This window comes from uncultured Bacteroides sp. (genome assembly GCF_902491285.1).
Taxonomy (GTDB): domain Bacteria; phylum Bacteroidota; class Bacteroidia; order Bacteroidales; family Bacteroidaceae; genus Bacteroides.
The window spans coordinates 69,309-82,277 of the sequence record NZ_CABUHK010000003.1 but is presented as its reverse complement, the minus strand read 5'-3'; the positions used below and the strand labels follow the sequence as shown (position 1 = coordinate 82,277).

General features: G+C 45.2%; 7 protein-coding genes. 3 read left to right on the top strand and 4 right to left on the bottom strand.

Annotated features, from left to right (window positions below; genetic code table 11):
- Nucleotides 1-82: 82 nt before the first annotated feature.
- Complete coding sequence (gene mnmA / locus RDN93_RS01445) at nt 83-1,216, bottom strand: tRNA 2-thiouridine(34) synthase MnmA (RefSeq protein WP_308743897.1); 1,134 nt, start codon at nt 1,214-1,216, stop codon at nt 83-85.
- A gap of 52 nt (nt 1,217-1,268) precedes the next feature.
- Here mnmA and RDN93_RS01440 point away from each other — a divergent pair, with 52 nt between their 5' ends.
- From RDN93_RS01440 to cysS, 3 genes are all read left to right on the top strand, one after another.
- Nucleotides 1,269-4,319, top strand: coding sequence for a DEAD/DEAH box helicase (locus tag RDN93_RS01440; protein WP_308743896.1), 3,051 nt, complete (start codon nt 1,269-1,271; stop codon nt 4,317-4,319).
- Between the two features lie 94 nt (nt 4,320-4,413).
- Nucleotides 4,414-5,226, top strand: coding sequence for a Cof-type HAD-IIB family hydrolase (locus RDN93_RS01435; RefSeq protein WP_308743895.1), 813 nt, complete (start codon nt 4,414-4,416; stop codon nt 5,224-5,226).
- A gap of 59 nt (nt 5,227-5,285) precedes the next feature.
- Nucleotides 5,286-6,767 carry a cysteine--tRNA ligase gene (cysS, locus tag RDN93_RS01430; protein WP_308743894.1) on the top strand — a complete coding sequence of 494 codons (1,482 nt, stop codon included), beginning with the start codon at nt 5,286-5,288 and terminating at the stop codon, nt 6,765-6,767.
- A gap of 139 nt (nt 6,768-6,906) precedes the next feature.
- Here the strand turns inward: cysS and RDN93_RS01425 are convergent, their stop codons facing one another.
- The 3 genes from RDN93_RS01425 to RDN93_RS01415 all read right to left on the bottom strand — a co-directional run bounded on the left by RDN93_RS01425 (nt 6,907) and on the right by RDN93_RS01415 (nt 12,690).
- Nucleotides 6,907-9,768, bottom strand: a complete 2,862-nt coding sequence (locus RDN93_RS01425) for a chondroitinase family polysaccharide lyase (RefSeq protein WP_308743893.1) — start codon at nt 9,766-9,768, stop codon at nt 6,907-6,909.
- A gap of 41 nt (nt 9,769-9,809) precedes the next feature.
- A complete protein-coding gene (locus tag RDN93_RS01420; protein WP_308743892.1) occupies nt 9,810-11,360 on the bottom strand; it encodes a sulfatase in 1,551 nt (516 codons plus the stop codon).
- Nucleotides 11,361-11,487: 127 nt separating this feature from the next.
- The gene (locus RDN93_RS01415) at nt 11,488-12,690 is read right to left on the bottom strand and encodes a glycoside hydrolase family 88 protein (protein ID WP_308743891.1); all 1,203 of its coding nucleotides are present in this window, start codon (nt 12,688-12,690) and stop codon (nt 11,488-11,490) included.
- Nucleotides 12,691-12,969: the final 279 nt, after the last annotated feature.

Below are 12,969 nucleotides of genomic sequence, written 5' to 3'. Positions count from 1 at the left end.
ACTCTGTTTCACACCGAGAAACAAACAGTTTCACCCCATGGAACAAATCACGGAACTATATGCTCTGATTCTTCGTTGATGATTATTCCATAATAATTCCACCACCCAACAACAAACCATCTTTATAAAACGCAGCAGCTTGTCCAGGAGCAATAGCCGTCAAGGGTTCGTGAAGTTGTACATACAGAAGATTATCAGATGTAACCGTCACTGTACAATGGTTTTCCTGTTTCCGATAGCGGATTTTCACAATAACATCGGTATGCCCCAACAGACGTTCCCGACTAACTATATTCCAATCTTTAAGAAACATCTTCGTTTTCTCTAAAGCCTGCAGGGACGCGAGCACCACTTCATTCTTCTCAGGACGGATTTCCTTCACAAAAACGGGGCGATTCAAATGAATCCCCAAACCACGCCGCTGTCCGACAGTATAAAAAGGATAACCTTCGTGCCAAGCAATAAAAGCTCCCTTTTCATCGACGAATCTTCCACGTCTGACCATTTCTGACCATGGCTGACCATTTCCGACTAACATCTGACCATTCCTGACCAACGTCTGACCATTCCTGACTAATGTCTGACCATTCCTGACCAACCAGTTTTTCAGAAAGCTCCGATAATCCATCGGACAAAAGCAAACGCCTAAACTATCCTTTTTCACCGCAACTTTCTGAAATCCCCGTTCAGAAGCAAAAGCACGTGCTTCCACTTTGGTTATATCTCCCATCGGAAGTAACATTCTCTGAAGGATATCCTGTTTAAGTCCCCATAAGAAAAAAGTCTGATCTTTATCCGCGTCGGCAGCATAAGTTATGTAGTAGGTACCATCCACCTTTACTTTCCGAACATAATGCCCCGTTGCAATATAAAAAATGCCCATTTCATCGGCAATTTTCGAAAGAAGCGGCCATTTCAGACAGTTGTTGCACAACGTGCAGGGCACAGGAGTATGTCCCACCATATATTCACGCACAAAATACTCGATAATCTGTTCACGGAATACCTCACGGGCATCATACGTAATATGACGGATTCCCAAACGCTCCGCCAGAGCGCGGGCGTCCTCCAAATACTCGGTCGAGTCATTCAGTTCATAAAAACGAAAAGTAACTCCGATCACCTCATATCCGGCATCCAGCAACCGCATAGCAGCCACGGAGCTGTCCGTGCCACCACTCATTCCTAACAATACTCGTTTGTTTTCTTCCATCATGCTGCAAAATTAAGGATTTTCCCGTATCTTTGTTGGTTAAAGTGCAGAGAGAATGAAAGAGAAAGCAACTACCGGACAAGTTATCATCGTTTTAGCCGAACATCCTACGTTTGGTACACTGCTGATTCCTTACAGTGCAGAGAAATCTGACGACGGTACATGGCAACTCATAGAGCAAGCCTTCCATGCTTCCCCCGAAGCAATCTGCCGTATGAGCGAAGCGGAACGGCAAGCTATCGACATCGCTTCCCATTACACGGAAAAATATCTGATGGGAATCTATTCGCGTGAGAAAGCAGTATCCCGCTTTCTACGCAAGCTATCCGAAGATCCGGAACGGGTCAAGAACAATATCCGCCCATTCATCGAGAAAAAGTTGCAAGAGATGCTGACATTGATACGTTACCATAACCTGCCTCTTTATCAGAAACAAGCCGGCAGCAAACTGCTATATGCCCATCATGCCTATCATATCCATCCTCACGATGTGGAAATTCATTTTACGTTTCTTGCTGATGAAATTAACTTCCGTTACCAATTGCAATGCTATTATGACGGACAACCGCTTTCTTTAAGCGAGCAGAAACCTGTTATCGTGCTGACTTCCTCTCCGGCAATCCTTTTATTGGGAATGGAGCTATACTTCTTCCCACATATTGAGAGTACACGCATCCTGCCTTTTACCAAGAAAAAGAAGATTAGTGTCCCCGCCTCCCAGATCGAGAAATATATCGACAACATTGTCATTCCGATAGCACGCTATCATGAAATTATGACTCAAGGATTGAACATCGTTGAAGAAATACATACGTGCGAGGCTCTCCTGTCACTTGAAGCTACCATTTATGACGAGCAGATGTTGCGGCTCGGCTTCCGTTACGGCGACCAGTTGTTCACTCCTGATACAGTGACCGAAATGAAGAAAATCATTTACCGGAAAGACTCCGGTGAAATCTTCTTTTTCCAGCGGGATATCATTGCTGAAGAAGAAAAGCTCCGGTTGTTAACCGATTCGGGATTGCAACGAATCAGTGACGTCCACTTCAAGCTATCCCCCGATGCCCCCGAAAAGACCATCACCGAATGGATAGGCAAATATCGGAGAATGCTCCAACAGTCTTTCCTGCTGACCGGAAATATGGGGAATATTCCTTACTGTCTGGACGAGATTCATATTGAACAAAGTTGTGATAACGAACCGGACTGGTTCGAACTGCATATCACCGTAGTCATCGGTAATCTGCGTATCCCCTTCTCACGCTTCCGCAAGCATATCCTCGAAGAGAAGAGAGAGTTTCTGCTGCCGGACGGACGTATGATTCTCTTACCGGAAGAATGGTTCAGCAAATACGGAAACCTATTGGAACTGGGCACTCAAACAGAGACCGGAATTCGCCTGAAACCGACTTTTGTCGGTGCCGTACAATCTGCCTTGGAAGAAAACAGTCCTAAATACCTGACTTTCAAAAAAGAGATACGCAATATTGCCGTTCCTCAAGGGCTGAAAGCGCAACTACGCCCCTATCAGCAGAAAGGATTCTCATGGATGGTACAGTTGAACAAGCTAGGATTCGGCGGATGCCTGGCAGACGATATGGGACTTGGAAAGACACTCCAGACGCTGACACTCCTACAGTATATATACAAGCCTGCCGTTCCCGAAGCAGCCGACCATTCAGAAACGGTTCCGGCAGCACTTTCCACTTCCGACGACCATCTTGCCCAAAAGCAGACAGCAGACGCCGAGGGACAATTCTCCTTATTCTCATTCTCTTCGGAAGATGAATTACTGCCGGACGCCCGGGAAATCAGGGAGAAAAATATACCCAGAGAAGAAGACCGCAGACAGAAATATGGAAGAAACTCCCGCAAACCCGCCACGCTGATTGTTGTCCCCACTTCCCTACTCCACAACTGGCGGAGAGAGGCCAAACGTTTCACCACTCTTTCGGTAGCCGAATATAATAGCGGTACGACGTTTCCCAAAGGACATCCGGAAAAGTTCTTCAAACGTTTCCATCTGATATTCACGACTTACGGAATGATGAGGAACAATATAGATACGCTCCGCTCCTACACATTCGAATACATCGTACTTGATGAGAGCCAGAATATCAAGAATAATGATTCACTTACATTCCGTTCGGTTATCCAACTGCAAAGCAAACACCGGATCGCACTTACCGGTACGCCTATCGAGAACTCACTCAAAGATTTGTGGGCACAGTTCCGTTTCCTGCAACCGGACTTATTGGGAGAAGAAAGTGCTTTCCACAAACAGTTTATCATTCCGATCCGACAAGGGAATATCCGCATGGAGAAAAGGCTGCAACAGTTAATCGCCCCGTTTATCCTTCGAAGAAGCAAAAGCGAAGTGGCCCCGGAACTTCCTCCGCTCACCGAAGAAACAATCTATTGCGATATGTCCGAAAAGCAGGAAGGATGGTATGAACAAGAGAAAAACAGCCTGCGCAATATATTACTCCAACAACCAGAGAGCAGAGACAGATTCCATACATTCAGCATCTTGAACGGTATCCTGCGTCTCCGCCAACTGGCTTGCCATCCGCAACTTATCTTTCCGGAATTTAACGGAGTATCCGGAAAAACGGAACAAATCATCGAGACCTTCGACACACTGCGAAGCGAAGGACACAAAGTGCTCATTTTCTCATCGTTTGTCAAGCATCTGGAGATACTGGCCGAGATATTCCGACAAAAAGGTTGGAAATACGCCTTACTGACCGGCTCTACCAACAACCGTCCTTCAGAAATAGCCCATTTCACCGAACAAAATGACGTTCAGGCATTTCTTATTTCCTTGAAAGCCGGCGGAGTAGGTCTTAACCTGACACAAGCCGATTATGTATTTATCATCGACCCGTGGTGGAACCCTGCCGCCGAAGCACAAGCCATCGCCCGGGCACACCGCATCGGGCAGGACAAACAAGTCATTGCTTATCGCTTTATTACACAGAACAGCATTGAGGAAAAAATCCTCCAGCTACAGGAAGATAAGCGGAGACTGGCGGAAACATTCATCACCGACAGTGACGCACTGCCTGCATTAAGTAATGAACAGTGGGCGGATTTGTTGAAATAAAAATCAGGCAGAAAGTATAAAAGTCACATCTTTACCTACACACATCTTGCAGCAATACATTTTTCTCCTATCTTTGCACACAAAATGACACTACATGAAATACAAACTTATCGTGCTCGACCTTGACGGCACACTCACCAATTCCAAGAAAGAAATTACTCCCCGCAACAAGGAGACGCTGATACGTGTACAAGAACAAGGTGTCCGGCTGGTACTCGCTTCCGGACGGCCTACTTATGGCATTGTACCGCTTGCCAATGAACTGCGTATGAATGAGTTCGGCGGGTTCATCCTGTCCTATAACGGAGGGGAAATCATCAACTGGGAAACACAAGAAATGATTTACGAAAATGTATTGCCGAATGATGTCATTCCGGTACTTTATGAATGTGCCCGCACCCACCATCTCAGCATACTAACTTACGACGGAGCAGAAATCGTTACCGAGAACTCCCAAGACCCATATGTGCAGAAAGAGGCTTTCCTTAATAAAATGGCAATCAGGGAAACAAACGATTTCCTGACAGACATCACGCTTCCGGTAGCCAAATGCCTGATTGTGGGAGATGCCGACAAGCTCATTCCCCTGGAAGCCGAACTTTGTCTCCGGTTGCAAGGACGCATTAATGTATTCCGTTCAGAGCCTTATTTTCTCGAATTAGTCCCGCAGGGAATCGACAAAGCTCTGTCTCTTGGCGTTTTATTAAAAGAGACAGGAATAGAACGCGAAGAAGTCATAGCAATAGGCGACGGTTACAACGACCTGTCCATGATAAAGTTTGCAGGACTAGGCATTGCCATGGGCAATGCACAGGAACCGGTGAAAAAAGCGGCGGATTATATCACTTCAAGCAATGAGGAAGACGGTGTGGCCGAAGCTATTGACAAGTTTCTCTATCAACAATAGGGCGCATATTCAGATTTTATACTAACTTTGCAGTTCCAATAGAACAAATATAAAATGTTATGGAACATCAACTTACCATTTACAACACGTTAGATAGAAAGAAAGAGTTATTCGTACCGCTCCACACACCTCATGTAGGTATGTATGTGTGCGGGCCGACTGTTTACGGTGATGCACATTTGGGACACGCCCGTCCAGCCATAACCTTTGACGTACTCTTCCGCTATCTCACTCATCTAGGATATAAAGTACGTTATGTACGCAATATTACCGACGTTGGCCATTTAGAACATGATGCTGACGAAGGAGAAGATAAAATTGCCAAGAAAGCCCGCCTGGAAGAACTGGAGCCGATGGAAGTCGTTCAGTATTACCTGAACCGCTACCATAAAGCAATGGAAGCGCTCAATGTGCTTTCTCCGAGCATCGAGCCGCACGCATCGGGCCATATCATCGAACAAATCCAACTGGTACAGAAGATTCTGGATGCCGGATACGCTTACGAAAGCGAAGGCTCCGTCTACTTCGATGTAGCCAAATATAATAAAGACCATCACTACGGTAAACTGTCCGGACGCAATCTGGACGATGTGCTGAATACCACCCGCGACCTTGACGGACAAAGCGAAAAGCGTAATCCTGCCGACTTCGCTCTTTGGAAAAAGGCACAACCGGAACATATCATGCGCTGGCCGTCTCCGTGGAGCGACGGTTTCCCCGGATGGCACGCCGAATGTACCGCTATGGGACGCAAGTATCTGGGCGAACACTTCGACATCCACGGTGGAGGAATGGACTTGATTTTCCCGCACCACGAATGTGAAATCGCACAATCGGTAGCCTCACAAGGTGACGACATGGTTCACTACTGGATGCACAACAACATGATAACCATCAACGGTACAAAGATGGGGAAATCACTCGGCAACTTCATTACGCTGGACGAATTCTTCAACGGTACTCATAAGTTATTGGCACAAGCCTACACGCCGATGACCATCCGTTTCTTCATCCTGCAAGCTCATTACCGCAGCACGGTTGACTTCAGCAATGAAGCATTGCAAGCATCGGAAAAGGGGCTGCAACGTCTGATGGAAGCCATTGACGCATTGGAAAAGATAACTCCTGCGACAGCAACTTCAGAAGGTATTAATGTAAAAGAGCTGCGTACCAAATGTTATGAAGCAATGAACGATGACCTGAATACCCCTATCGTCATCGCACAGCTTTTCGAAGGCGCACGTATCATTAACAATATCATCGCCGGAAATGCTACGATTTCTGCCGAAGCCCTGAAAGAATTGAAAGAAACGTTTCATCTGTTCAGTTTCGACATCATGGGGCTGAAAGAGGAAAAAGGGTCTTCCGACGGACGTGAAGCTGCTTACGGCAAGGTGGTAGATATGCTGCTGGAACAGCGTATGAAAGCAAAAGCCAATAAAGACTGGGCTACTTCCGATGAAATCCGCAATACATTGACTGCACTCGGGTTTGAGGTTAAAGATACGAAAAACGGTTTCGAATGGAGACTGAATAAATAAGACGAGTAATAGTGCACTTTACAGTGCAGACTAAAAAATAAAGAAGACCGGCTCATCACGAACCGGTCTTCTCTTTTTTCATAGAAACATACAGTAAACTAATACCCTTTAAAAATAGTTTCTCTTTTATATTCACTAATCACTTCTTATTCAGGAGCATTTCAACAGGTTGTCCATGTTGGCAGGTCACCATTAATACGGCATTCTCTCCCTGTTGCTCCAACTGAACATTTTCCATCGGAGCCGTCAATGTCCAGTGTCCCTTCAGGCGTATTTCCTTACAGATAGGACGGCTCGGTTCTTTCGTCGTATAAGCCTTCTCTTTGATATTCAAATTAGGGTCACAGACACTCAAACGGACACCTTTATCCGATTCCTTCATATACATAACCATCGTTTCCGCAGGAATAGCGGCAATCAGTTTGTCATCATCGGGTTGGTAAGTTTCAAAAGCAGCGTATGCCGTAATACCCGTTTTTTTATCATAAACCACATGAGCTGTCCGGTCGCGTTGCAAGACCTCATACACGGGAGTTTTACGCACTTCTTCCAAATCAGAAGCAGACGGTTGTATCAGCACCATATACTCATATGTTCCATTCTTCGGAGCTTTACCATGTTCTATCCAAGCCGAGGAGAATTTTCCTTTGGTCACCGCACGGGTCTTTTCATGGCGTGACTCCTGTTCCGCCACCTGCGAACGAACCGTTCCGTCCACGACATGATAATAATTATCATAACCATCATGCAACCAATAGTTATCCTCTCCTACTTTAGAATCCACTCCATTGTATTTTGTCTGGAAAAGAGTCGTTTCCGTAGGATAATCCGCATTACTGTTTGTTATACCCGTTCCCAAGCAAATCATCCGGTTATCAAAACAAAATACAGATTTACGGGCTACAAAATCAGGAGTGAAGTTCTCTAAATTACGCTCCATTAACTTCATGGCAAACATGCCATTCGTGCCATTCAAGGAACTGCTACCGGAGAAGTTCTCCTTGGAATGAGCCATGGTAGTACCTTTCAGCGGACTATCCAGCAACTCGAAAGGCAGATGAATAGTCGTTGTACCCGGTAAACGGTTCCAATCCCATCCTTCCTGCACAAAACCGCTTCCGGCACGTGATACGGGATTTCCCTTACCCATAATCTGCACCGAACCATAGCTTTGATAACGTCCGTAACGGTTATCTTTTGTATAGATTTCAGCCCCCCACACATCGGTCGTATATCCTTTCAGCGTCACCATCCAATCCGCACGGCGGAAAATACCAGCCGAACCATAATTATAAACAAAGAATCCTTGCGGAGCCTGCGCAGGCTTGATACCTTCTTTTTTAAAGAAACGCGCATTCGGAGTATCTTCGTTACGCACGAGACGCAAATAATCAGCAGCCAGTCCACGGTCAAATGTATTTCCCTGACCGGACAAGTCGCCGGACAAAGCAATGTTGGCAAACGCTTCTATATCGTCACTTCCCATTTTTCCACCAAAAGGATGACGACCGCTGATGCCGATGCCCCACTCATAAAGATTGCAATAATTGCGCATAGCAATAAAGGCCGACTTCATATGTTGACGGGCATCTTCTGTCAGTTCAAACCCCGTTCCATTAGTGAAAGCGATAAATTGTCCTACTGTAGCCAGTACTCCGGTAGTATATCCCGGATAGAAACCGCCGTGATGGAAAGTAGTGCCGTCCACTTTTATACCGCCAATCGTTCCGGGCGTATAACGCAAGGAAGAAGACAGCCAACGGGACAAACCGCTCAAAGCCTGCTCCTGTTCTCTTGCATCAGGAAACATCATAGCGGAGACGAACTTCGCCATCAATAACGTATGCCATGAATCCAGCAACTCATCACGTGAGGGAGAGCATGGCTGGCGAGTTTCTTGCAAAGCCGCCCAAAAACGCAACGTAGACAGATAAGCATCCCGATGAGGATGTTTATAAATCGCATCACGTATCAGCCAGGCAGTGGTATATATCTTACGAATCTGATAGCCATAATGATGATTCGTTCCCATACCACTACCAAATGCAAATCCCTGGTCAATGGCATAGTCGAACACAGTGAAGTAATTCTTCTTCGACGTCTCATTCTGATTGTAATACATATCATAGGCAAAGCCGGAAAGCATGGTTTCAATATCATTCCATGACATCTCCCCCTTTTTTCTATTCAACTCGTCAGGAGCAACGATAGGTGCCCCAATAAACCCCGTACCAGCGGCGGACGGAGTAATACCGGCTTTCTCAAATGTCTTATAGGCAGCGTTAATCTGTCCTTGTGGTGCTTTTTTCACCTCTAAAAAGTCAGTCAGACGTTGTTCGATGGTCTTCAGCTCTTTCTTTTGCTGACTGGTCAACTTGGATGCCAACGGGATATCATATGATTGCTGTTCCCATTTCCATACGAGACACCAGTGCCAGAGGTCACGATTGGACAAACCGTTATTGGCCGGCAACTGTTGGTCGGGAGTAGTACGAAGATTCATCTTCTTCTCGGGAAATGTCAGACGGTCAAGAAAAATACGCCCTTTTCGTTGTGGAGCAACCAACCGATAAGCAACGATATTCTTATCTTTCTTCTCTCCTTCCATATACTCGAAAGAAATCCAGCACGCACGCCAACCGGCTGCCTGCAAATGATAAGAGAACCAATAAGAGACTTCGCCCGCCTTATTCAGAAACTCGAAACGGATAGAATCCTGCTGTGGTTTCTCATTATAAATCCACAAAGTAATGCCAAACAACTTCTCTTTCTTCGCATTGAGCGATAAAGGGGAAACTTGAACATTCAAAGCAGAACCGGGCTGAAAGTCCCATTCCAAACTGCTTTCTCCTTCCTTATAAAAGAGAGAAGATGTCTTCACTTCTCCTTTTCCGGAAACTGTGAACGCTTCGGGCACTTCCTCCTCAAAGCCAATGAATTGAGCAAAAGCAGAGGAAATGCTTCCAAGCAATAATAGTATGATAAAACAAGCATTTTTCATTCAATCGCATATTAATTTTCATTTAACTATGTAGGTTCCAATTAATACGAAATCCTGTCCGACAGAATCTTTTCCGTATACCAAGGATCGTTAATTTCCTTCAGCATGGCTCCCATTTCACGATAGAGTTGCTCCACTACTTCCTTATTTTCTTCCAAAGGGAGATTGTGCAACTGATAAGGATCGTTCAAGTCATCAAACAGAAGACTTTTCTTTAACTGTTTCGTATTACGGTCAATATATAAAGCCAATGTATATTGTGCCGTCTTGATACCTCTCGAAGAAGGGAAATAAGTCTGTACCAAACCGTTTTCGTCCTTTTCACCGTCCAAGTTCTGAATATACAATGCACCCGTCGGACGTACAATTTCCGCCTTTTCATCGAAGAAGAGAGGGGCAAAGTTACGACCTTGCACTTCTGCAGGAATAGAATCACCCAATCCGCACAAGCCCAACACAGTAGGCATAATATCCGGTGATGAAAGCAACAAGTCGTCTACTCTCGGTTGAATCTTACCCGGGAAACGCACAATAAACGGAATATTCATTGATTCGGAGTAAGGCGAGTTCTTCGGGTCGTCGGTGCGTTGGCTACACATCGTTTCACCATGGTCGGAAGCGAAGATGACAACCGTATTCTTATCCAGTCCCAGTTCTTTCAGCGTTTCCAGAATCTGCCCAAAAGCACGGTCAACCCCCGTTACGGAAGCAAAATAATAGCGGGCAGATTCCGCCTTTTCCATCTTCAGGTCTACATTCGGACGAACCAGCAGGCTATCCAAAGGCTTATTCTTGTAAAGGTTGAAATCCTGTTCTTCACAATCATCCAAAGAACGATACGGACTATGAGGCGGGTTCATTCCTACCATGATAAAGAAAGGTTTCTTCGTATCGCGCACGTTACCTTCATTTTTCAAATATGAAACCACCTTACCCGACTCGTGCAAAGGAGACCATTCTTTCGGGTCATGTCTCTTACCGTCCGTATCCCAATAGTGGGGATTCTTATGCTCATCAAACGTACCGTAAGAATACCAGTAGTTAAATCCGTGACGACGTTCTTTCGGAGTATAGGCATCCCATGCCGGACGTTTGGATTCTACATATTGTCCCGGATGTTCGGGGTCATTCGGAGTCGGGAAGTCGGCATGAAGTTTTCCGAAATAAGCACAGTCATAACCAGCTTTACTGAATACATCACCGATACATTCGGCATCTTCACGCAAAGAGCTGATGGGACGTGTAGAATTACAGTTCAAGGGCACGCCGCTCCGGTTGGGATACATACCGGTCAACAACATTCCACGATGAGGACTACTCAGCGGGCAGTTGCTCTGCGCAGAAGACAATACCATGGATTCGCGGGCAAATGCATCCAGATTAGGAGTATGAACAGGGTCGCCCTGAAAGTTTACTTTATCCCGGAATCCGTCCTGATTCCAGAATCCCATCGCCTGGTTACGGTATTGGTCGGGAAATACATAGATAATATTCGGATGTTCAGCTTGTACTGTTACTTGTTTCGGGGCTTTGCAACCCTGTGCTGCAAACAAAGTCAGCCCACCTACCAAAAGGTTTACAGGTTTATTCATGATAATGACAGTTAACGATAAACAGTTTATAGTAAGGATGATAAACAAATGAACGGTGAACGATGGACAAGCTATATACAGAAGCCTATGTTCATCATTTACCGTTCACTGTACATATCAATGAGATTTATTTCTTTTCAAGGTCTCTTTTGCGCATCAATGCTTCCAGGAAGTAATAGTCGGCATAGTTCAGAGGAACATCAATTTCCTGATCGTGAGGAATACTGCCAACTGAGTGCATCAAAATAAAGTTGCCATTAGTACCTACCTCTGCACGATAAGCAGGTGAGCCCAGGCTTGTCATAATCTTATCAGCAGTTTCCTTATATTGGTTGCCCGGCAGATAGCCGTCCAGTTCGTAAAGAGCAGAAGCTGTACAAGCAGCAGCGGAAGCGTCACGAGGTTCATTCGGAATGTTCGGTGCATCGTAGTCCCAGTAAGGTACGAGATCTTCCGGCAAGTTCTTGTTGTTAAAGATGAAATTATACACTTTCTGTGCCTGATCGAGATATTTCTTGTCTTTCGTATAGCGGTAGCAGGTAGTATATCCGTAAAGAGCCCATGCTTGTCCGCGAGCCCAAGACGACTCGTCAGCATATCCCTGTGCAGTTTGTCTCTTGCGCACTTCACCGGTTTCGGGATCATAGTCTACGACATGATAACAACTGTTGTCCGGACGGAAATGATGTGCCATGGTCGTATCGGCATGTTTCACGGCAATGTTATAAAAAGTAGAATCACCGGAGAAAGCAGTTGCTTCAAACAGCAGTTCGAGATTCATCATATTATCAATAATCACCGGACATTTCCATCCGCGTGTTCCCTGCCATCCTCTATCGGCATCCCATGACTGGATAACACCGGCATTCGGACGGAAACGCGTAGACAATGATTTGGCAGCTTCCACCACTACATCCTTATATTCATTCTTACCTGCCAGACGGTATCCGTTCAGATAACTGCAACCAATCATGAATCCTACGTCATGATGCCATTTCAGATATTTTACAGAGTCGAGAGCTTCCGTATATTTTTCGGCCAGTGGCAACCATTTCTGATCTCCGGTCAGGTTATAAGTCAGCCACATAGTGCCGGGATAGAAGCCGGAACACCAGTCATCAATAGGTATATAAGAAATACTACCATCTTTGTTGATGGTTCTCGGATTCAGAATTTTACCGGATTTCTCGATAATATCCGTTTGAATCGTGTTTTGCGCCACTGCGTTGTCGATGTTGTCCTGGATAAAGTCTACTTCAACCTTTTTTTGTCCACCGCAACTCGTAAAGATCAAAAGGGAAAGTCCTAACGCGCTAAGAATTGTTTTCATAATACAGGGATTATTTGTTAGTGATTAATTTTCTTGATGGCAAAAATAGTGCATTCAAAAAGAATAGACCGACCTAAATAATCCAATTAAGGGACAATTTTGGTACATTTCTCCCCAAAAGGGCATATTTGTACAGATATTCCCAGGAAAGCGTCTTAATTGCTTGCAGCCTGTGCCATATATCATATTCAGTCCTCAAAAACTACCTTTATCCCATTTAGTAGGAAGTTTCGAGTACTGTAATCCTTTGTTTTCCCCGTACATTTCATATACAATGAT

Bases quoted from the DNA above. Each gene is read 5' to 3' on its own strand.
- cysS (WP_308743894.1), top strand. From the start codon at position 5,286: ATGGAACATCAACTTACCATTTACAACACGTTAGATAGAAAGAAAGAG.
- RDN93_RS01420 (WP_308743892.1), bottom strand. From the start codon at position 11,360: ATGAATAAACCTGTAAACCTTTTGGTAGGTGGGCTGACTTTGTTTGCA.
- RDN93_RS01415 (WP_308743891.1), bottom strand. From the start codon at position 12,690: ATGAAAACAATTCTTAGCGCGTTAGGACTTTCCCTTTTGATCTTTACG.
- RDN93_RS01435 (WP_308743895.1), top strand. From the start codon at position 4,414: ATGAAATACAAACTTATCGTGCTCGACCTTGACGGCACACTCACCAAT.
- RDN93_RS01425 (WP_308743893.1), bottom strand. From the start codon at position 9,768: ATGAAAAATGCTTGTTTTATCATACTATTATTGCTTGGAAGCATTTCC.
- RDN93_RS01440 (WP_308743896.1), top strand. From the start codon at position 1,269: ATGAAAGAGAAAGCAACTACCGGACAAGTTATCATCGTTTTAGCCGAA.
- mnmA (WP_308743897.1), bottom strand. From the start codon at position 1,216: ATGATGGAAGAAAACAAACGAGTATTGTTAGGAATGAGTGGTGGCACG.